The 19,767-nt window shown below is 58.7% G+C and carries 18 protein-coding genes and 2 pseudogenes; 12 read left to right on the plus strand and 8 right to left on the minus strand.

The features are described 5' to 3' along the window. Nucleotides 1–74: 74 nt before the first annotated feature. The 4 genes and pseudogenes from ligD to L3X40_RS17490 all read right to left on the minus strand — a co-directional run. Nucleotides 75–2,054: pseudogene (ligD, locus tag L3X40_RS17475) on the minus strand (DNA ligase D); the annotation flags it as partial. Between the two features lie 6 nt (nucleotides 2,055–2,060). Further along, nucleotides 2,061–2,897 carry a non-homologous end joining protein Ku gene (ku, locus tag L3X40_RS17480; protein WP_237366756.1) on the minus strand — a complete coding sequence of 279 codons (837 nt, stop codon included), beginning with the start codon at nucleotides 2,895–2,897 and terminating at the stop codon, nucleotides 2,061–2,063. A gap of 15 nt (nucleotides 2,898–2,912) precedes the next feature. Beyond that, on the minus strand, nucleotides 2,913–3,065 hold the full coding sequence (locus L3X40_RS17485; RefSeq protein ID WP_237366757.1) for a hypothetical protein: 153 nt from the start codon (nucleotides 3,063–3,065) through the stop codon (nucleotides 2,913–2,915). Beyond that, nucleotides 3,062–3,232, minus strand: coding sequence for a hypothetical protein (locus L3X40_RS17490; protein ID WP_237366758.1), 171 nt, complete (start codon nucleotides 3,230–3,232; stop codon nucleotides 3,062–3,064). Before L3X40_RS17490 ends, L3X40_RS17485 begins: the two co-directional genes overlap by 4 nt. A 170-nt stretch (nucleotides 3,233–3,402) precedes the next feature. Between L3X40_RS17490 and L3X40_RS17495 the strand changes: the two genes are divergently transcribed. Together L3X40_RS17495 and L3X40_RS17500 are read left to right on the plus strand one after the other, a co-directional pair. Continuing rightward, on the plus strand, nucleotides 3,403–3,675 hold the full coding sequence (locus L3X40_RS17495) for a DUF3175 domain-containing protein (RefSeq protein WP_237366759.1): 273 nt from the start codon (nucleotides 3,403–3,405) through the stop codon (nucleotides 3,673–3,675). A gap of 197 nt (nucleotides 3,676–3,872) precedes the next feature. Beyond that, nucleotides 3,873–4,241, plus strand: a complete 369-nt coding sequence (locus L3X40_RS17500; RefSeq protein WP_237366760.1) for a PRC-barrel domain-containing protein — start codon at nucleotides 3,873–3,875, stop codon at nucleotides 4,239–4,241. Between the two features lie 83 nt (nucleotides 4,242–4,324). Here the strand turns inward: L3X40_RS17500 and L3X40_RS17505 are convergent, their stop codons facing one another. Beyond that, nucleotides 4,325–4,501, minus strand: coding sequence for a DUF1328 domain-containing protein (locus tag L3X40_RS17505; RefSeq protein WP_237366761.1), 177 nt, complete (start codon nucleotides 4,499–4,501; stop codon nucleotides 4,325–4,327). 159 nt (nucleotides 4,502–4,660) lie between these two features. Between L3X40_RS17505 and L3X40_RS22360 the strand changes: the two genes are divergently transcribed. From L3X40_RS22360 to L3X40_RS17520, 4 genes are all read left to right on the plus strand, one after another. After that, the gene (locus tag L3X40_RS22360; protein WP_272907982.1) at nucleotides 4,661–4,792 is read left to right on the plus strand and encodes a hypothetical protein; all 132 of its coding nucleotides are present in this window, start codon (nucleotides 4,661–4,663) and stop codon (nucleotides 4,790–4,792) included. 312 nt (nucleotides 4,793–5,104) lie between these two features. Next, complete coding sequence (locus L3X40_RS17510; RefSeq protein WP_237366762.1) at nucleotides 5,105–5,956, plus strand: SDR family oxidoreductase; 852 nt, start codon at nucleotides 5,105–5,107, stop codon at nucleotides 5,954–5,956. A 69-nt stretch (nucleotides 5,957–6,025) separates the two neighbouring features. After that, a complete protein-coding gene (locus L3X40_RS17515; RefSeq protein ID WP_237366763.1) occupies nucleotides 6,026–6,634 on the plus strand; it encodes an exopolysaccharide biosynthesis protein in 609 nt (202 codons plus the stop codon). A gap of 293 nt (nucleotides 6,635–6,927) precedes the next feature. Continuing rightward, entirely contained in the window at nucleotides 6,928–7,965 is a 1,038-nt protein-coding gene (locus L3X40_RS17520; RefSeq protein WP_237366764.1) for a sodium:calcium antiporter, read from the plus strand. Between the two features lie 83 nt (nucleotides 7,966–8,048). Here the strand turns inward: L3X40_RS17520 and L3X40_RS17525 are convergent, their stop codons facing one another. After that, nucleotides 8,049–10,466 carry a membrane-bound PQQ-dependent dehydrogenase, glucose/quinate/shikimate family gene (locus L3X40_RS17525; RefSeq protein ID WP_237366765.1) on the minus strand — a complete coding sequence of 806 codons (2,418 nt, stop codon included), beginning with the start codon at nucleotides 10,464–10,466 and terminating at the stop codon, nucleotides 8,049–8,051. Nucleotides 10,467–10,545: 79 nt separating this feature from the next. On the opposite strand from L3X40_RS17525, the gene L3X40_RS17530 reads away from it, so the two are divergent. Together L3X40_RS17530 and L3X40_RS17535 are read left to right on the plus strand one after the other, a co-directional pair. After that, on the plus strand, nucleotides 10,546–11,280 hold the full coding sequence (locus L3X40_RS17530) for a cytochrome c oxidase assembly protein (protein WP_237366766.1): 735 nt from the start codon (nucleotides 10,546–10,548) through the stop codon (nucleotides 11,278–11,280). Further along, nucleotides 11,277–11,948 (plus strand): cytochrome b, encoded by a 672-nt coding sequence (locus tag L3X40_RS17535; RefSeq protein WP_237366767.1) that lies wholly within the window; start codon nucleotides 11,277–11,279, stop codon nucleotides 11,946–11,948. Before L3X40_RS17530 ends, L3X40_RS17535 begins: the two co-directional genes overlap by 4 nt. Nucleotides 11,949–12,036: 88 nt before the next feature. Here L3X40_RS17535 and L3X40_RS22545 read toward each other — a convergent pair. Beyond that, a pseudogene (locus L3X40_RS22545) lies at nucleotides 12,037–12,594 on the minus strand (c-type cytochrome); the annotation flags it as partial. Nucleotides 12,595–12,614: 20 nt separating this feature from the next. Here L3X40_RS22545 and L3X40_RS17545 point away from each other — a divergent pair. From L3X40_RS17545 to L3X40_RS17560, 4 genes are read left to right on the plus strand one after another with little or no spacing between them, the layout of a single operon-like run. Beyond that, nucleotides 12,615–12,983 (plus strand): c-type cytochrome, encoded by a 369-nt coding sequence (locus L3X40_RS17545; protein ID WP_237366769.1) that lies wholly within the window; start codon nucleotides 12,615–12,617, stop codon nucleotides 12,981–12,983. A 1-nt stretch (nucleotide 12,984) separates the two neighbouring features. Next, nucleotides 12,985–13,923 (plus strand): cytochrome c oxidase subunit II, encoded by a 939-nt coding sequence (locus L3X40_RS17550; protein WP_237366770.1) that lies wholly within the window; start codon nucleotides 12,985–12,987, stop codon nucleotides 13,921–13,923. Further along, nucleotides 13,920–16,454, plus strand: a complete 2,535-nt coding sequence (locus L3X40_RS17555) for a cbb3-type cytochrome c oxidase subunit I (RefSeq protein WP_237366771.1) — start codon at nucleotides 13,920–13,922, stop codon at nucleotides 16,452–16,454. Before L3X40_RS17550 ends, L3X40_RS17555 begins: the two co-directional genes overlap by 4 nt. Nucleotides 16,455–16,457: 3 nt before the next feature. Continuing rightward, nucleotides 16,458–16,742, plus strand: coding sequence for a hypothetical protein (locus tag L3X40_RS17560; RefSeq protein WP_237366772.1), 285 nt, complete (start codon nucleotides 16,458–16,460; stop codon nucleotides 16,740–16,742). A 93-nt stretch (nucleotides 16,743–16,835) separates the two neighbouring features. Here L3X40_RS17560 and L3X40_RS17565 read toward each other — a convergent pair whose 3' ends face one another. After that, nucleotides 16,836–19,301: an NAD-dependent epimerase/dehydratase family protein gene (locus tag L3X40_RS17565; protein ID WP_237366773.1), complete on the minus strand. Its 2,466-nt coding sequence runs from the start codon at nucleotides 19,299–19,301 to the stop codon at nucleotides 16,836–16,838. Nucleotides 19,302–19,767 lie beyond the last annotated feature (466 nt).

Raw genomic sequence — 19,767 nt, forward strand, 5'->3', positions numbered from 1 at the left:
GAGACCGTATACGTTGACGCAGACTGATCAGAGCATCTCAAAATCTACCTTGCAAACGGGGCGGGCCATACGTTTTTTACGGTGGAAAAGTCGATGCCAGGGTCAGGGTCCAGATCAAAGACCATTCGGTCCGGCCTCTCGATAGTTTCGATACGCGATCCCCATCCGTGGAACTCTATCGTTCCCATCTGGACGCATGCCAGCAGACCATCGGCGTTATCGATATAGATATAGGGTTCCTTGCTGCCATCCTTCTCAAGAATGTCACTATGGTGGACGTGCGGGCCAAAACTTCCTGAGTCATGTTTCTGGAAAAAGCATTTTTTCGCGCGCCCCTGCGGACAGCGAACGAGGCTCACGGGCCTGTGGTTAGCCCATGGAAGCATGATGTCGGCGACGGTTCGATAATAATCGGCCAACTCGCCCTTGGTGATTCCCGCATCCGGAAAAATGACGCGATCGGGATGGGAAATCTGGACGGATGTATCATTCTTGCTTGGGTCAAGGGATACCGGCTTTTCGGGTTTCACTTCATCCGGTTCCTTATCTTCGCGCAGGCCGACGAAGCTGGCATGGCGCACAATATTGTCTGCCGTAAATTCGGAAAAGGCGATTTCGGCCACAAGCTTGGGCGTCACCCACTGCGCGGTGCGAGCGATGGCAGGCGGTGCTTCCACCGATGGTGTTTTGCGCGCCAGCCGGTCGAGTTTTGCACGTAATTCGGTCAGGCGATCCTGATCGAAGCCGGTTCCCACTCGTCCCGCATAACGCAGATCGGGACCCGATTTTTGCGCGAGCAGGAGTGAGGCAAACGCCCTGTTTTTTGCCTTGCTTTTCGTCCAGCCGACAATGACAAATTCCTGCCGTTGGGTGCATTTGATCTTCAGCCAGCTCATCGTGCGTCGGCCAATGGCGTAGGAGGCATCCGCTTTTTTGGAGATAATGCCTTCATAGCCCGCGCCGCACAATGTATTCAGCAACCTCTCGCCATTTCCGCTAATATGATCGGCAAAACGGATCGCGCCTTCACGGTCGTCTATCAGCGTTTCAAGCCTTTGCTTGCGCTCGATATTGGGGCGTTTCGATAGGTCCTCACCATCCTGTTCCAACAGGTCGAAGGCAAAAAAGACAAGGTCCTTGCCACCCTGCTTAATGCAAGCCTGAAGCCCCGAAAAGTCGGGACGGCCCTCCTGATCCAACCAGATGATTTCCCCGTCGATCAGGGCTGATGCGACGTTCAAGGTCTTTGCGGCCGTCACGATCGGAGGGAACTTGTCTGACCAGTCGAGCCCGGATCGCGTATAGGCTCGCGCATCGCGGCCGCCGATACTGAGCAGGCAGCGATAACCGTCATATTTTACTTCATGGAGCCATTCATCGCCTGTCGGTACATGGTCGACGAGCGTTGCGAGTTGAGGTTTTCGGAAGTTGGGTGGGGCCTGCCGTGGCCGGCCAGTGGGCTTCGATATCTTTGCGGCAGCCTTGGCGGTGGCGATCTCTCCCATGGTGCGTCCGGTTTTGATGCTTGTCAGTTTCCGGTCGACAAGCGCTCCGCTGCTGCCCGCATAATCATCCTCGACTTTCCGGAGCAACCAGTTTTCGCGCTTTTCACCTGGCCTGGGTTTCATCCGTACCAGCAGCCATTCACCTTTCATCCGTTCCCCGTCGAGGGTGAAATGCAGATGGCCCTTTTCCAGATCGCTGGCGGACTTGCCTTCAATCGGCGCCCAATTCCCCTGATCCCACAGCATCACTGTTCCCCCGCCATATTGACCTTTGGGAATAGTGCCTTCGAAATTTGCGTAATCGAGCGGATGATCCTCGGTTCGTACCGCCAGGCGCTTGTCGGCCGGATCAAGGCTCGGTCCCTTGGTTACTGCCCAGCTTTTCAGTACGCCATCCATTTCCAGACGGAAATCATAATGCAGGCGGGTTGCATCATGCTTTTGAACGATGAAACGGTGCCCACCGCCATGTCCTTTCCGGCCGCGCGGCTCCTTCGTCTGCGTAAAGTCACGTTTGCGCTGATATTCGGTGAGATGAGGCGCGCTCATTGTGTCTCAAGCCCGCTTCTTCGCCGGAGATTTTCTCGGAGAAGCACTTTTCTTTTCGCTGGCCACCGACTTCTTGAGCGCGGCCATCAGATCGATGACATTGCCTGTCGCGCGAGGGCTTTCCTCCTCTACTTCTTCGATCACGCGTTTCCCTTTGGCCTTGCGCTTCTTTTCCACCAGCCGTTGCAACGCTTCGACATAACGGTCGTGAAAAGCGCTGGCATCGAAGGAACCGCTTTTTCGTTCGATCAGCGTTTCGGCGAGCTCCAGCAGGTCGGCGTCAGGTTCTTCATCGCCTATGTCGCGAAAATAGCTTGTGGCCCGGTTCACTTCGTCCGAATAGCGTAGCGTTTCCAGCATCAGCCCACGACCGCAGGGGCGTAGCGCGACGATATATTCGCGGCCGCGCATAGCAAGTTGACCAAGCCCGATCTTGCCGCTTTTACGCAAAGCATTGCGCAGCACAATGAAGGCTTCTTCTGCCAACTCTCCGGTGGGCACGACATAATAGGGTTTTTCGTAATAGAGCGGGTCGATTTCGGTCGCCTCGACGAATTGCGTGAGTTCCAGGACCTTCTTGCTCTCCAGCTTGACCGCGTCGACTTCCTCGGGGCTCAGGAGAACATAGCTGCCCTTTTCATATTCATAGCCCTTCATGATTTCATCGGTATCGACAGGGCCGATACCGGGCACGATCTTTTCATATTTTACCGGCTTGCCAGACGGCTCATGGATCTGGCGAAAGCTTATGGTGGCGCGGCCCTTGGTCGCTGAATACAATTCGACCGGGATAGTCACCAGCGCCAGCTTGATCTGTCCGGTCCAGTAGGGGCGAGCCGCCATCGTTCGCTCTCCGCTTCAGACTGTCATGAGCTGAAGTACAATGAGGAAAAGCACCCCCAACGCCAATCCGGAAATGAAGATGATCCGGTTACGACGCTTTTTAAGGATGATTTCTCCCTGTCGGACCTCCTGCCCGGAGTAATGGGGTGGCTCCTTGGGATCAGTCATTTCTTTTCCTCCTCATGAACCCAGGCGGCATGATCCTTGGGGATCTGATCGCGAGCCAAGGGGATCTCACCTTCCTCGTCGGGACCCATAGAGGGTTCCGGAGTGCGGACCGGCGGCTGGTCGGGTTTTGCGGACGGCTGCGTCGGCTTGGGCTTGCGTGCCAGCATGATCGGCTCCTTTCCGGTGCTGTGCATTGCTGATGGGGATTCAACTCGTCAGCAGGCACCCGGTTGCATGAGGTTATCAGACGCTCTCCTGCGACTGCCCGGCGTTGTCTGCTCCGCTTGTGGGACCCGATGGGCTTTCCGCTCGTTCATTCCCGACGAGGAGAAGGAACATGCCCAGACGACAATGGTCCCAGCAGGTGACAGAAAATTCCGATGCGCTGGATCTGGAAGACCATATTTTCACCCTTGACGATCCGGCGGAAATCGCCCGTTCGCTCAAACGGTCAGCGGAACACAGCCATCGTCGCAAGGGCACGCCCTTTCAGTCGGCGATGTCCATGCTGACCTTCTATATCAACAGGGCCGGCGATAATCTGCCGGACCGGCAGCGCAAGGTTCTGGAGACGGCCAAGGACGAACTACGCAAGGCTTTTGGTACGTGACGGCAGAAAAAGCTGACACCCGACGGACGGCTTTCTGGCCTTCGCGCTGGGCACTGTGCACCCGGCGAAGCGCTGCGCGCTGACATGAGAGGAGAGCGAGACCAGCGCGGGAACCGATAGGGCTCACGATCGCTGATATTATACAACAGGGCGACCCCATGGTGGGGCAATGCCCCAACAAACGCAGGAGAATAGTTATGGCCAGCGATATCGCTACTGATGAAACCGTTGACTTGATCGCTTCGGACAGGGTGGAAGGCACGGCGGTATATAACCGAGCGGGTGAACGGCTTGGAAAGGTCGAGAACTTCATGGTCGACAAGGTGTCGGGAACGGCACGGTATGCGGTGTTGTCTTTCGGTGGATTCCTGGGAATGGGTAAAGAACATTATCCGCTGCCTTGGAATCTGCTTACATATGACAGCGACCAGGACGGCTATGTCGTCGATCTGGACAAGTCCACCCTTGAGGGTGCTCCGCGCTACGACGGACAAAGCGAGCCAAGGTTCGATAGTGACTATGGTCGCGGAATATACAGCTATTACGGCGTTTCTTACCCATGGTGATGTCCGTCAGCTGTATCCCAAAAGAAAGCCCCGGCATAATGCCGGGGCTTTCTCGCAATTTCGGTAGTCGTTTTAATGGCTCGCTATAATCCTGCGCTACGTCCGCCCAGCACCGCCAAAACAAGCAGAATGACGAATATAGCGACGGCAATGAAGAACAATATCTTGGCGATTTCAACGAACGCGCCGCCAATTCCTCCAAAGCCAAGGACAGCGAGAGTGACACCGACAACGAAAAATATGAGAGCCCATTTTAACATGCAAGCCTCCTGTCACAACGATATTATTAAACAATTTTATGGTTACTTTGTTCCTCAATTGACACTATTTACATGCTTTGGGCTAACATGGACTGTCCGGAACCGTCCGCTTTCTCCGGGGGTTATTAAAACACCCGCGCGTTAGAAAAGGACTGCAGAATGGCTGACGAACCAAAACATATCGACACCGAAGACGTCCGCGCAGGCGAGACCCCTCATATCGTACGTTACGTGCTTGCCGTCTCTTTGGTCGCCGTCATAATCGCTTTCACTGTGATCCTCATCTTATGAGTCAGCAGGCGATCCCAACCCAGGGGTAATTACCGGATTCGAAGCGGTCTTTCGCCCTTGGATATTGCATGTCGCGAAAAGGGGACGAACTCAGACGCCGCCGCGCACCATTAAGGCTGCCCTGAATGGAACGATCCATGGAATGCCTGGTTCCCGGCCCTCCAAGTGTAACAACTCATCGCTCGTTACACGAAATCCAGTTAACTCTGCTCCGCGACCATCCGCCGCATGGGTTGGCAGCAGATGGGAACGATGACGGGCGGGTGGCGATTTCCTCAGTAATAGACTGTGTATGAGAGGAAAGGACTGACCGTGACCAAAACAGTAGAAATGATTCACGAAGACGATCTGCCGGGCGAAGAGCGGAAGCTCGAGCCCAAGCCGGACTGGCAACCGCGCTATCCCGGATCGGGCCGCCTGCAGGACAAGGTTGCGTTGGTCACCGGCGCCGATAGCGGCATCGGTCGGGCCGTCGCTGCACTCTTTGCGCGCGAAGGCGCTGACGTGGCAGTAGTTTATCTGTGCGAGCATGAGGACGCACGCAAGACTTGTGAAATTGTCGAAGGCGAGGGGCGTCGGGCAATTCCGATCGCGGGCGATGTTGGCGACGCTGCTTTCTGTCAGGCGGCGGTTGCGAAAACCATCGACAGTATGGGAAGGCTCGACGTGCTGGTCAATAACGCCGGGGAACAGCACCCGGACAAGGATATTCGCGACATTAGTGAAGAGCAGTTGCGACGTACTTTCCAGACCAACATATTCGGCATGTTCTTCATGGTTCAGGCCGCATTGAAGCATCTGAAGGATGGCGCGTCGATCATCAATTGCACCTCTGTCACCATGTATAAGGGATCAGGCGAATTGCTTGATTATTCCGCAACGAAGGGCGCCATTACAGCGTTTACCCGATCGCTCTCTTCCAATCTGGCTGGAAAGGGGATCAGGGTGAACGGCGTTGCGCCCGGACCGATCTGGACGCCGCTTAATCCCTTTGGCGGGGCATCGCCCGAAAAGCTTGAGCATTTCGGCGAGAGTACGCCGCTTGGGCGTGCTGGGCAACCGAACGAAGTAGCTCCCAGCTTTCTGTTCCTTGCATGCGAGGACGCCAGTTACATGACAGGGCAGATCCTTCATCCCAACGGAGGGATCATCATTGGCGGCTGATGACCGTGTCGATCGGCAAGGATAAAAAAGCAGCCAAGCGAGCATGCAAGGTTGCTATCGACAATAGTGATGGCTGACGATCATTCCTCTCGCGTGTTAAGCCAGGTCCTCGATCAGCTCGAGAGTATGGCTGGCGGCAAGAGCATTCTCGTCGGAAGGGTGGTCGAGAATCTTGGTCGGCATTCCTTTGCTTCCCTGATGCTGGTCTTTGCGTTGATCTCTACTTCTCCGGCCAGCGCAATTCCCGGTATAACGACGGCAGTCGCGGCCCTTGTCTTCCTTCTGATTGTGCAGATGATTGCAGGCCGGAAATGCGTGTGGCTTCCGGCTCTCATTACTCACCGCCGCATGTCTACGGCAAAGTTGTGCAAGGGTGTCCGCTGGCTGCGCAAGCCAGTTGAATTCGTCGAGCGCTTCCTGAAGCCGCGGTTTACATTTCTCTTCCACCGGCCATGGATATGGCTGCCGATGCTTCTGATACTGGGTTTGACGATGGCCATGCCGTTCATGGAAGCGATTCCGACGTCGGGGTCGATCGCTTCGGCCGTGATCGCCTTTTTGCCGCTGGGCTGCTCAGCCGGGACGGCGCCTTGGTGCTATTTTCATTCGTGCTGCTCCTGGCACTTCCGTTGGCGGTCTACCACTTCGGGTTCAGCCAATAACGCGGCGGGTCCTTAAGGGCTGAGGGAACTTCTGCTTGGAACTGATTCCTGCCGCGCATGTTTCGATTCAATCATTGAGAGCGTGATGAGGTCAGGTTGAATTCCTGTCCTCCGTTCGTGTCGAGCGAAGTCGAGACACATTCTCGTCAGGCCAACGTCCCTCGACTTCGCTCGGGACGAACCTAAAAATCATCGCGCTCCAAGCGGTCAGATGATTGGGAACGATCACAATCTTTCATCATGTGGAGGGAGACAGAGGCAACCCCGGATCACCCCATCCCCTGAACACGCTTGCCGAGTTGAAGCCGAATGCCCTTTAATTTTGCCGACTTTTCCCTGACCATTCTCTTCGTCATCATGGCGTTGGCTGGAACTCTTGTATGGTATGCTGGCAGCCGATTGGCAGGCCTGGTAGACAAAATCGCGGAGCGCACGGGAATTGGTCAGGCTTTCGCCGGCATGCTTTTGCTGGGGGGTATTACGTCGCTTCCCGAACTGGTCACGGCAAGCACGGCATCGCTGGCGGGCAACCCGCTCCTTTCCATTAATGATCTGCTCGGCACCTCGTCGATCAACATCCTCCTGCTGGTCGTGGGCGACATAGTCTATGGCAAAGGACCGCTGACGCACCAGACCCAGAAGCCGGCGCCCCTGATGCAGGGCGTGCTCGGTATGATGCTTATGGCGGGAGTAGCGATTGCTATATCGATAGGCGACACCAACATCCCTGTACTTGGTACGGGAATCCTATCGTTATTACTTGCGGTCGCTTGCGTCCAGGCGCTGCGAATTTCCAGCCGTTTCGAAGGCAGCAACACATGGAAAGCGCAACATCCGCCTGAAAACGAACCTGCTGACGATACGGGAAGAGACTATAGCAATCTGGCTCTTGGCGCCCTTACTGCGGGGGCCGGCCTTGCGATCATGGTGGGTGGCGCGTCTCTTGCCTTGGCTGGTGACGCGATTGCCGAGAAATCGGGTCTGGGCACCTCTATCGTCGGCTTTGCGCTGGTCGGCTTTTGTACGTCGCTTCCTGAATTGAGTTCAGTCATCGCGGCGCTGAAGATGCGTCGCTATCAACTTGCCATCGGGGATATCTTCGGGACCAATTTATTCAACATCCAGATTATTTTCATCGCTGACCTTTTTTATCGCGGCGGCCCTGTTCTGGATACCGCAGGCACCTTCGAAGTCACCGCGGCTTGCCTGGCGGTGGTCATGACGGGCATTTTTGTAGTGGGCATGCTGGAGCGGCGCGATAAGACGATTTGGCGGATGGGCATGGACAGTGCACTTGCGCTGCTGGTCTTCGTGGGCGGTTTGGCGGGACTCTCGATGATCGCGTGAGGTCAAAGGTGATCCGGTTCCATCTTGCAATATGCCGACAGGCCGCGCTCAGGTGCATCGAACGGCAGCATACTGTCCCCAAATCAGTCTGGCAGAGCATAAGTGATCAACGCATCGCCGATCGGCGTCTCCATGAAATGATGGCCGCCAGCCATGATCGTGAGATATTGTTTGCCATTGGCTTCGTAGACTGTCGGTGTCGCCTGGCCACCTGCCGGAAGCGTATCCTGCCAGAGTGTCTTGCCCGTCCGGAGGTCGATCGCGCGGATGAGATTGTCGGTGGCGGCTGCAATGAAGATGATCCCTCCGGCCGTGACCACCGCGCCGCCGTTGTTGGGCGTTCCGATATTCACTGGTAACATGGATGGAATCCCCCATGGCCCATTCCGGCGGGCAGTGCCGAACGGGCGGTCCCATATCGTATTGCCAGTCCGCATATCGATTGCACGAATACCGCCATAAGGCGGGCGCTTGCATAGCAGACTGGTGAGAGGGAGCCGCCAGCCAGGGTTGACTGCTATCGCGTAAGGTGTGCCTGCCTGGGGATCTCTCGATCCATGGCCGGCATCGCCCATATCGCCGCCACGAACTTCGCCGCGCGGCTTTGGCCAACCTCTGCGATCAGCCTCCGCCCGCGGAACAAGCCGATTATAGTTGGGCATGTTGTTGTAATTCGCGATGATTACGCCACGTACCGGATCAATCGCAATCCCGCCCCAATCGGTGCCGCCGTTATAGCCGGGATATTCGACAAAGCGCTTGTCCGCAGTGGGAGGGGTATACATGCCGCGATACTCGGCGCGACGGAATTGAATGCGGCAGATCATCTGATCGATAGGCGACATTCCCCACATGTCACGCTCTTCGAGCTTCGGAAATGCCAGCGTGTGATAGGTTGAAAAGGGCTGCGTCGGACTGCGAAGCTGCGGTTCTACGCCGGTTCGCGGCACCGCACGTTCCTGCACCGGGAAAATGGGTCGCCCGGTGCGTCGGTCCAGCACATATATATCGCCCTGTTTGCTGGGAAGGATGAGTGCGGGCACCGAGGTGCCGCCACTTGGGAAATCGACCAACGTCGCCTGTGCGCCAAGATCATAGTCCCAGACGTCGCGGCGAACCGTCTGAAAGCTCCAGCGTGGTTTACCGGTCATCACGTCGAGCGCAACAAGCGAGGTCGAAAAGGCGTTTTCCTGCGGTCGGCGGCTACCGCTCCAGTAATCCGCTGCGGAATTGCCCATCGGCAGATAGACGAGCCCCAAGGCTTCATCGCCGCTGGCAATGGTCCACATATTGGGTGTGCCTCGGGCATATTCCTCGCCCTTGGGGGGATCGGCGGCCCATTGGGGATTTACCATGTCCCATGCCCAGCGCTTGGCGCCGGTCACCGCATCGAAACCTTGAATCACGCCGGATGGCGCACTGCGTTTCTGACCGTCGAGCACCTGATGCCCTGTCACGATCACGCCTCGGATAATTGTGGGCGGTGAGGTAATTGAAACCATGCCGGGCGCGACTTTGCCCATGCCGCGCTTGATGTCGATGGCGCCATTCGTTCCAAAGCCAGCGCATGGGCGCCCGGTGCGCGCATCGACCGCGATGATACGGCCATCGAGCGTGCCCTCGATAACCCGCGCGGCGCAGCTGCTATCCGCTTTGGCTCCCGGAACGGCATAATAGGCGACCCCGCGACAGGCAGCAGTATAGGGTATCCATTCTTCACTTATTTGCGGGTCGTAGCGCCAACGCTGCTGGCCTGTTGCGGGATCGAGTGCGATCAGAATATTGGTTGCCGAGCAGAGATAGAGGGTGTCGCCGACCTTGAGTGCAGTGGTTTCCGCCCCGTATTTGCTGTCCTTGGGATCGCCTTTTGGCATATCGCGGGTGTGATAAACCCAGGCACGTTCTAGCTTGCCGACATTGTCAGGCGTAATTTGGCCAAGGGGCGAATAGCGCTGTGCAGCATAACTGCCGCCATAAGCAGGCCAGTCCGTGCCGGGCCTTAGTGGCGAGGGATCGGCGACCGTCGAAGCGATGAGAGCTGGCAACAGCCCTACGGGTGGTTGATTGACGCGCGAGATGATGAAGCCCGCGACGACAAGGATCAGGAGCATGCCCCCCGCGAAACCGAGTACCGTGGGCCAGCGCCAACGGTGTGGCTGGAGAATAGGGAGTGTAAGAAGCACCAGCAGCAATAGCACCGTGGGGCCAACCGTGAAGGGGAGGAGAGCCCAACCATCGAGGCCAGCCTCGGCAAGTCCCCAAATCACCGACATGACGTAAACAACGAGGAAAAGAAGAACGCCGAACGTCCGTCCCCGGAACAGGAAAACGCCAGAGGCTATGAGTAGCAAACCTGCCAGCAGATAATAAATACTTCCCCCCAGCAGTGTGAGCCAAGCACCACCCACCGAGAGTATCAGCCCGATCAGCGTCAGGATCGCGGCGACAATCATCGTCAGCAGCGAGCGGGCACGTGGAAGCGCGTCGTTGCCGTCCGGCATCGGATTCTCCTTTGGCAGGGGAACAGACCCGGCTGTGATTGGTTCCGGAACAATTGGACAATTCGAGGGACGCGCTGCCTTGGATCAAGCTGCCATATGGATTCCTTATTGCGGCGCAGCACCGGCGCCTGACGAGCTCGCGGCGCGATGGAACCTCGATCCAATGCTCCTCGCGGCGTTCGTACTTGCGGCCGCAGGATGGTGGCGGTTCGCGCGAACAGGGGGCGAACGGCGCTGGTTTCTTGCAGCGATCGCGCTGCTTGTGTTTCTGTTCGTGTCACCATTCTGCGCCCTGACCGCTGCATTATTCTCAGCACGCGTGGTCCATCATCTGGCATTGACGGCAGTGGTGGCGCCGCTACTCGCCGCTGCGTTTTCAGTATCGCGCATTCCCGGCGGGCTAGTTTTGTGGACGGGTATCCACGCCGCAACTTTTTGGTTGTGGCACGCGCCGGCTGCCTATGAAGCGGCATTGTCAGATGATACGATATACTGGTTGATGCAGATCAGTTTGCTGCTGAGCGCTCTGGCGCTCTGGCGTGGCGTGCGGAATGCGGCACTGCCTGCGGGGATCGCGGCCTTGCTTGCAACGATGGTGCAGATGGGCCTTCTGGGCGCGCTGCTCACATTCTCCGGCACGCCGCTTTATGCACCGCATTTCATCGGCCCGCTTGCGTGGGGTCTTGCGCCGCTTGAGGACCAGCAACTCGCCGGTCTGATTATGTGGGTGCCAGGCGCCGGGATTTATCTTGCGGCTGCGGTAGCACTGGCCGCGCGCTGGTTTGTGCATGAGCGCTCGATGGTTACGACATGATCCGGAATCTGCGGGCATGGGCGCGTAGCCACACCGAGCGCAGTCGCTATTCGCCGGTGGGAATCGGATTTCACTGGGTGATGGCATTCCTGGTGATATTCCAGCTCGGCTGGGGCTATTATACCAGTTGGCTTCCGGTTGGAGGTGACAAAATCTACGGTTATGAGGTGCATAGCGCGGTCGGACTAATGATCCTGCTGCTGGCGCTCGGGCGCTTTGGCTGGCGGCTGATGATACCAGGACCGGTGAACGATGCTGACAGGCAGGGCTGGCAGAGTTATGCCGCCTATGCATTGCACTATGTGTTTTATATCGCTTTTTTCGGTTTGCCCCTGAGCGGCTGGGCGATGTGGTCGTCAGTGGCTGAGCCGGGGCCGCTCTATGTTGCGGGAATGGTACCTTGGCCACAGTTGCCGTTTGATCAGATGCCGCTGACCATGCGCTGGCGGATTATGGATATGGCTGAAGACGTACATCATCTGCTGGTCATTACGTTGCTGCTCATCATTCCGCTTCACGTGGTGGCCGCATTGAAACATCATTTCTGGGATCGCCACGATGTGTTGCGGGGGATGCTGCCGGAGATTCCTGACGTGGAAGACCCCCGGGGAGCGCCCCCGCATAGGCCGCGAGAGCCGAGGATTCCGAACGGGAAAGCGCTTGGCTGATCCGCAGCATGACATTTTCAGGATCGTTGCGCCGTCTGGCCGCCCGCCATTGGTCCAGCTGCTCAGCAAGATAGGCGGCAGGCTGTGCGCCGAGCGGCGGATTGGCTGGGCCGACGCCTTCGCCGTATTTCCCGTGGCACGAGACACAGGATGCAAGGCCGCGCGCTGGATCGCCGTGATGATAGAGAATGGACGCCTGGTCGGCCTGCCCATCTTTCGGGCGCATCGGCACGAACGGCATCGCTGCATAATATGCGGAGACGGCGTCCTGTTGCGTAGACGTCAACTTGTTGGCTATCGCCTCCATTTCGGGATGCTTGCGACGCCCGCTTCCATAGGCTTCGAGTTGCGCGGCCATATAGCCGCGGTCGAGACCGGCAAGGCGGGGTGTGCCGGCGCCGTTGCCGCGCCCATCCAGGCCGTGGCATGCAATACAGGCATTGGGCGCGCCCGCATCGCCGCCGCTCAGCGCGATCAGTTCGCCGGTGACGGTGAAGCGATCAGCGGCGCGCCGCTCGACCTGACCGCATGCTGCAAGCCAGAGTGTTGCGATGCCGATCGCCGAAGTGTGATGGACACGCATCGTGCCTATTGGAACCGCTGCCGCCTGCAACGGTTCCGGATATGACACGCCACGGAATCCCATCGCCTGTGAAAGGGGAATGATTGCTGATCGTTCGCGCCTTGTTGCCGCTGCTTCTCACCACAGGTTGCAAGCCGCCGCCTGATGAGACGCAGTATATGCCGCAGGCGAATATCAAGCACGGCAAGGCTGCCATTGAGCGCGCGGGTTGCGGTGCATGCCATGTGATCCCCGGCATCCGCTGGCCGCGGGGGCAAAGCGGTCCTTCGCTCAAAGGCTTTGGAGACCAGGGACTGATCGCCGGAAGTTTGCCCAATCGGCCGGACGTGCTTGCCGCCTATGTGCGCGATGCACCGGCAACGCTTCCGGGCACGACGATGCCCGCCATGCCCCTGAATGCGGCCGATGCCCGCGATGTCGCCGCTTATCTCTACGCAACCGGCGAGCGCTGAAATGTTCGATCCCTCCACCGTTCCTGTTCTCGACCCCGCAGGGCCATATGCGGGATCTATTACGATGCTGTCCTGGATATTGGTCGCAATAAGTGTTGCGGTGCTGTCAGTGGTGGTCGCCGCGCTGTGGATCGCGTTTTTTGGTGGTGAGCGACTTAAGGCGAAGCTCGGCGGAACCAAGGTGATCTGGATTGGCGGGATCGGGTTTCCGGTCATAGTGCTGACGCTGCTGCTGGTTTATGGATTGAGCCTTACCCGCAATCTGACCGCGCCAGTGCCTGCAGACGCGATGCGCGTGCGCATAACCGGCGAAATGTGGTGGTGGCGAATCGCCTATCTGGACCGGCAAGGCCGCCCCTATATGTTCGATGCCAACGAGCTTCACATTCCGGCGGGGCGTCCGGTAGTTCTGGAACTGGAATCGAACGATGTGATCCACAGCTTCTGGGTGCCACGTCTTTCGGGCAAGCTCGACATGGTGCCGGGACGCCGCAATATCCTGCCGATCCAGGCGGATTTGCCGGGGACGTTTGCGGGACAATGCGCCGAATATTGTGGCGGACCGCACGCGCTGATGGGATTCGTCGTTGTGGCGCACGAGCCCGTTGCATTCGAGGCGATGATGGCTGCGCGCCGCACGTCACGACCGGCGAAGCAAATGGAGCGGGGGCAGGGCGCGATGCTGTTCCGTTCAACCGGCTGTGCCGCGTGTCACCGAATCGCCGGGACCGCCGCCAATGGCACCGCCGGGCCGGACCTGACCCATGTCGGCTCTCGCCGCTCTCTGGGGGCTGGCATACTGCCCAATAATCGCGGGACGATGATGGGTTGGATCGGCGACAGCCAGTCTATCAAACCCGGCAACCGCATGCCGTCCTACAAGATGCTTTCCGCCGCCGAACTGCAGACGCTCGCCTCATATCTTGAGGTTCAGAAATGAGTTCGGAGACAGGGTTCGACCTGGCGCTCTATGATCGCTTTCCTACCAGGGAAGAGCGCCCACCGGAGGAATTGGAGGAATTGGAGCGCATTTGGTGCGCTCCCAAGGGCTGGGCGCTGCTGACTGCGGTCAACAATAACTATGTCGGCTTCTTCTATGTTGCGACCGCTTTCCTGTTCTTTCTGCTCGCCGGTATTCTCGCGCTGGTAATGCGCGTGCAGCTGGCGCTGCCGCTGCAAGGCGTACTGCCGCAGGAAACCTACAACCAGTTCTTCACCATGCACGGCACGGTGATGATGTTCCTGTTCGCTGTGCCGATGGTCGAGGCGATCGGCGTTCTGCTGCTGCCGCAAATGCTCGCGGCGCGCGATCTGCCGTTTCCCCGGCTTTCCGCTTACGCCTTCTGGGCCTATTTCGTCGGCGGACTGTGCTTCTTTGCGTCGATTTTCGTGGGGCTGGCGCCCGATGGAGGCTGGTTCATGTACCCGCCTTACACGAGCATGACCTATTCGCCCGGCATCAACGCTGATTTCTGGCTGCTCGGCATCGGCTTCATTGAGATCAGCGCAATTGCCGGTGCGATAGAGATCATCGTTGGCGTGCTGCGTACCCGCGCGCCCGGCATGACGCTGGACAAGATGCCGGTCTATGCCTGGGCGATGCTGGTGCTCGGCGTGATGATCGTCGTAGCGTTTCCGTCAGTGATCCTGGGCACGTTGCTGCTCGAACTCGAGCGGGCGTTCAACTGGCCCTTCTTCGACCCGACGCGTGGCGGGGATGCGCTCTTGTGGCAGCACCTCTTCTGGTTTTTCGGTCATCCCGAAGTTTACATAATCTTCCTGCCGGCATCCGGGCTGGTCTCAATGATGGTGGCGACGATGGCTCGTACACCGCTGGTTGGTCATTATCTGATCGTCCTTGCCTTCCTCGCAACCGGCTTCATCAGCTTCGGTGTCTGGTCGCACCACATGTTTACGACGGGGATGCCGAACCTTTCGATCGGCTTCTTTTCAGCGGCGAGCATGGCGGTGAGCGTGCCGGCAGGCATTCAGGTCTTCTCGTGGATCGCGACCTTTGCGGTCGGCAAGCCACGCTTCAATGCGCCAACGCTATTCGTGCTCGGCGGCTTGATCACCTTTGTCATCGGCGGCCTAACCGGCGTGATGGTGGCAATGGTGCCGTTCGATTGGCAGGCGCATGATAGTTATTTTATCGTGGCACACCTCCATTACGTACTGATCGGCGGAATGGTGTTCCCGATCTTCGCCGCATTCTACTATTGGACGCCGATGACAAGCCGGAAGCCGTTGTCCGAACGGCTTGGCAAATGGGCATTCTGGCTGATGTTCGTCGGCATGCAGGTCGCTTTCTGGCCGATGCATGTGACTGGCCTGATGGGAATGCCTCGCCGCGTCTATACCTATCTGCCGGGGCGCGACTGGGAAGTCCCGAACATGATCTCGACCGTCGGAGCGTTCATGCTGGCCGCTGGCGTGCTGGTATTCCTGGTCGATCTTGCCCGTAATTTCCGTTTCACCGTCGATGACGATGCCGGCAACGTATATGGCGGCGGCACGCTCGAATGGCTGCCGACGGGACTTTATTCCACACGCAGCATCCCGGTCGTGAAAAGCCGCGAGCCGCTATGGGACGATCCCGGGCTGGCCGAGGACGTCGAGCAGGGGCGCTACTTGCTGCCCGGTTCGGCGACAGGCCTGCGCGAGACGATCATCACCAGCCCGTTGCGTGCCGAACCGCAATATCTGCAGATCATGCCGGGACCGTCCGTGTGGCCGCTCCTGGCGGCGGTATTCACCGCAGGGTTCTTTCTGATGCTGACGGTGCAGGCCTATCTCCCCTCCTTCACTTGCGGGGTTCTCGCGATTCTGTGCGTGCTGCGCTGGCTGTGGGACACCGACAGGCTGGTGAAGAAGGAAATAGTGGATGTCGGCGCGGGCATCCGGCTGTCCACCTATGTTACGGGGCCGAGCAGCCACGGTTGGTGGGCGATGGTGATCCTGCTTGTGGTCGTCGGCATGATCTTCCTCATGGCGGTGTTCAGCTTCCTGTACCTCTATGGGGTTCAGCCGCGCTTCTGGGCAGCGCCGGCCGATCCCGCCTGGCTTGCGGCGGTGCTGCCGGTTTATGCCGCAGCGGGAGGACTGGCTTTGCTCGCGCGTCGCATGCTGGCCCGCAAGGCAACCAGACTGTGGACGCCGGGGGTTTTGTTTCTGTGCGCCGCCTTGGCGCTTGCCGCAGGCGCTGGCATCGACCTGTGGCGCTGGATCGAATCGGGGTTGCGGCCCGATGCCAGCGGGCAGGGGGCTATGGTGTACGCCCTGCTATCGCTAGAGGCGGTGCTGGCGGCGGTCGGGCTGTTGATGGCCGGATATTTGTCTGCCCGCAACAGTCGGGGCTTGATTGTGCGGCCGCGCAACAACAGCCTCGATCTTTGCGTGCTATGGATAACCTATGCCGCAGGCCAGGGTGCGCTGACCGCGCTCCTGACGCGCGCCTTCGGGGGGAACTGAGCCGTGCGTGGCTGGACCTGCCTGCTCAGTGGTCTGATTGTCTGGACCGTGCATTTCTTCACGCTTTACATCATCGCCAGTGTTTTCCTGACAACGCCATTGGCGCGTATCCTTACACTGTTCGTCACTCTCGGCTGCCTCGCCGCCGTTGCGCTGTTGTTCAAGCGGGTTTTGCGCAGCGACACCCTTGTCCCGCTGGACGCGTGGATGCGCGCCGTTGCGCTGTGCGGTATTGGTCTGTCAGCCGTGGCAATCATCTGGCAGACACTGCCTGCGCTGATTGCCTGATTTTGTTTGGAACCATCCCGCCCGCCCAGCCAAATGAACGCCCCTCCGACTGGAACAGGAACGACAAGACCTGGCGGCTGGGAGGGGAGGCGGTCAGATAATGCAGCGGTCCCACGTTCCATAGCGTTCCCGAATTGCGCCGCGCCGGAAGCTCAGCACAATAAGCAGGAGACCGATGGCGACGCTGGCAATGCTCTGTGTTACACTGGCCTCAAGAAAGAAAGGTACGGCCATAAGGGCCGCGCCCAGTGGGATAAGGCAATAGCGTAACGGCCGCGCCACTTCGGCGGCGGCGAGCGAGATGATTGTCAGCGCGAGGAACCCGATGAGATGGTCGGCATCGGCCATCGCTCCTTCCGCGCCGAACGTCATCCGGGTGAACAGAAGCGATGCCGCCAGAATAGCGGCCAGCGCGAGGTTCCAGGGCAGGTTGACGCCGCCTGCCCACATGTCGCGGAGCACCGCGCCGGGATTGCGCTCGAACTCATCGGTGCGTTCTCCAGGCTGACCCTTATCCGTATCGCCGAACAGGAATACACGAAGCCACGGTCGTCCGGCCTTCGCCCGCCGCCGCACAAACTGGATTGTCGCGAGCAATTCGTCGAGCGAATAGGGGATCTGGATCAACATGGCCGCGGCCCCGATAAGCGTTAGTGTCGCCCAGGTGCCGATGACGATCGGTTGGATGATCACGAACAGGATCGAGACGACCCCGAGCGGCGCGATCATCAGGCCAAACAGGAACACCAGCCAGGGCATGGTGCGCCAGCGCGCCCGTGATCCGACGATCCCCGTAACGATCTCCAACGCATAAGTATAGCCGCCGAGCGCCGCATCGGGAATCGGAAAAGCTTCGGACACGGAGGATGTAATCACTGTCTCCGTCCCATTCTTGATGGGATCGTCCGGCAGCCCGGGGAAAAACGGCTCCCATACACCGTCGATCTGGCCGAGTTGATACGCTGTGAGATAGCGCGCAACCAGCAGGCCGATGAGCGCAAGAAAGATGATAGGCAGCCGTTGCGTCCAGGCCGATGGATTGTAGCTCCATCCCGGCGGGGTATCCGGGCCGGTCATTGCAGCAATGATCGAGGTTCCCGGTTCGGGCCGCGTGCCGACGGCAAGTCCGAAGGCGAAGGCCCCGACCAGTGTGTCCGAAAGAAATGCAGCCGGGTTGGTCGTCCAAAACAGGAAGGGGACCGCCATGATGCCAGCGGCCACCGCAGCCGAGGCCCAGCGTGCCCAGGCCATTCGCCAGGACAGGGATAGCGTGGCGAACAGGACCAGCGCTGCGCCGAGCATGATCTCCGACCAGAAAAGGGCCGGCTCTTCAACCTCGACGATCACGGGCTGGACCAGGATCCAGCAGCCCAGCGCAATATTCACGAAATGAGCCCAGCGCGTCTCGCCATGCGCGTCGCGCCGCCATTGTTCATGCTGGACTCGCAGAGCCTCAGGGTTTTCCCCGACCGTTTCGACTTCCGTGACGAAGGCCGGCGGGGGAATGCGGTTGGCCTCGTACCACGCGGCCGGATCTTCCTTCAGCGCAGCCACAATGGCGGGCAGCTCGTCCGCAAGGCGGTGCCTGGGATCCCACCCGAGGAGCTCCCGCGCACGGCCGACATCGAGCGCATAATGATCACTCGCCATCCGCGTCATGAATGGCTGGATGAACGGCCGTTCGCCTTGGTCGATCGCGTCGGGAATGACCGGTTCGGCTTTGTCCTGCACCCATGCGCCGACACCCGCCACCACTGAAGGCACGCGCAATGTGGCCCAGCCATCCTCGCCGTGGATGAGGTAGCCGAGGCGATCCTGCAGATCGTCATAGCCGATCGCATCAGGTTCACCGACCAGTATGACGGTTTCCTCTGGCAGCTGGTCGCGACGGTCGATCGTGCGAACGAAGGCATCGATCATGTCTTCGCGGTGGACCATCGCTTGTCCTGCGTCCGTGTCGCCGGAATAGAGATGACTCTGGAAATCCCGCTCATAGATGCGCGCTATCTGGTTGGCGAAGGTCGGCACGGATGTACGCTCGTCATACAGGCCGGCCAGGTGCAGGAAGACAACCGGTATGTCACCGCGTTCCTCGCTGATCGCCTGCTCGGCTTCCGCCTTTGATTTCGGATAGGCCCAGCCGGGGGTGATCGGACGGCTTTCATCGATGCGCTCGCCGGGATCGCCCGGTTCATGGACGAGCATCGTGCCCGAATAGACGAACTGCTCGACTTCGAACTGCTGCAAGCCTTGGATGAGATTGCGACTGCCATTGACATTGACTGTCTTGTATTGCGGTTTGTCCTCGCCAGTGAAGTCGAAGAAAGCTGCCAAATGCACGACGCTCGCAAGATGGCGTCCATATTCGGAACCGATATGATCGAGGGCTTTGGCCACGCTCTTATCGTCGGTAAGATCTACCTCGATGACAGGATAATCAGTATCGCCGCGCGCCATATCCAGGCCGACCACTGTGTAGTGCTTCTGAAGAGCCTGCGCCAGCGAGCGGCCGATATTTCCGGCGGCGCCTGTGATCAGAACAATGGGCTTGTCGGCCATCGGTATCCCCAGAAATGGTCGGCATCTTGGACTGCCCTCGAGCAGCCATCATGATATTAACTATTCCAGTCGCGGATGTTTCCAGGATGACCAATTCGGTGGATTTCGCGTTTCAAGGTGTGATCACCCCGGCGACCGTCTGATCGATGCTCCACCTGCTCATGAAACTCCCTGCGACGACAGCCGTTAGAGAGACGGCCGGAAGGGCGTCCAGACGGTCTCCCGAAAGGGCGCAGAGGAAAGCCAATGGCACACGATACAAACGACAAGAGAAATCATCAGGACCATGGGAGCGCAATGTATTGGCGCTTTATGGCTATGATCGGCACTTCGACTCTCGTCATGTTCGTGCTGATGTATTTCAACACCTACAGCGCGGACCATATCTTCTTTAGAGTCCTCTTGGAGGAGGAACCCCTCCGACTTCAGTCGGATACTGGCTTTAGCCTTAGACTCGGCCAGTAGC

The sequence above is a fragment of the Rhizorhapis sp. SPR117 genome (genome assembly GCF_021742065.1).

Bases quoted from the DNA above. Each gene is read 5' to 3' on its own strand.
- ku (WP_237366756.1), bottom strand. From the start codon at position 2,897: ATGGCGGCTCGCCCCTACTGGACCGGACAGATCAAGCTGGCGCTGGTG.
- L3X40_RS17485 (WP_237366757.1), bottom strand. From the start codon at position 3,065: ATGACTGATCCCAAGGAGCCACCCCATTACTCCGGGCAGGAGGTCCGA.
- L3X40_RS17490 (WP_237366758.1), bottom strand. From the start codon at position 3,232: ATGCTGGCACGCAAGCCCAAGCCGACGCAGCCGTCCGCAAAACCCGAC.
- L3X40_RS17495 (WP_237366759.1), top strand. From the start codon at position 3,403: ATGCCCAGACGACAATGGTCCCAGCAGGTGACAGAAAATTCCGATGCG.
- L3X40_RS17500 (WP_237366760.1), top strand. From the start codon at position 3,873: ATGGCCAGCGATATCGCTACTGATGAAACCGTTGACTTGATCGCTTCG.
- L3X40_RS17505 (WP_237366761.1), bottom strand. From the start codon at position 4,501: ATGTTAAAATGGGCTCTCATATTTTTCGTTGTCGGTGTCACTCTCGCT.
- L3X40_RS22360 (WP_272907982.1), top strand. From the start codon at position 4,661: ATGGCTGACGAACCAAAACATATCGACACCGAAGACGTCCGCGCAGGC.
- L3X40_RS17515 (WP_237366763.1), top strand. From the start codon at position 6,026: ATGGCTGACGATCATTCCTCTCGCGTGTTAAGCCAGGTCCTCGATCAG.
- L3X40_RS17520 (WP_237366764.1), top strand. From the start codon at position 6,928: ATGCCCTTTAATTTTGCCGACTTTTCCCTGACCATTCTCTTCGTCATC.
- L3X40_RS17525 (WP_237366765.1), bottom strand. From the start codon at position 10,466: ATGCCGGACGGCAACGACGCGCTTCCACGTGCCCGCTCGCTGCTGACG.
- L3X40_RS17535 (WP_237366767.1), top strand. From the start codon at position 11,277: ATGATCCGGAATCTGCGGGCATGGGCGCGTAGCCACACCGAGCGCAGT.
- L3X40_RS17550 (WP_237366770.1), top strand. From the start codon at position 12,985: ATGTTCGATCCCTCCACCGTTCCTGTTCTCGACCCCGCAGGGCCATAT.
- L3X40_RS17555 (WP_237366771.1), top strand. From the start codon at position 13,920: ATGAGTTCGGAGACAGGGTTCGACCTGGCGCTCTATGATCGCTTTCCT.
- L3X40_RS17565 (WP_237366773.1), bottom strand. From the start codon at position 19,301: ATGGCCGACAAGCCCATTGTTCTGATCACAGGCGCCGCCGGAAATATC.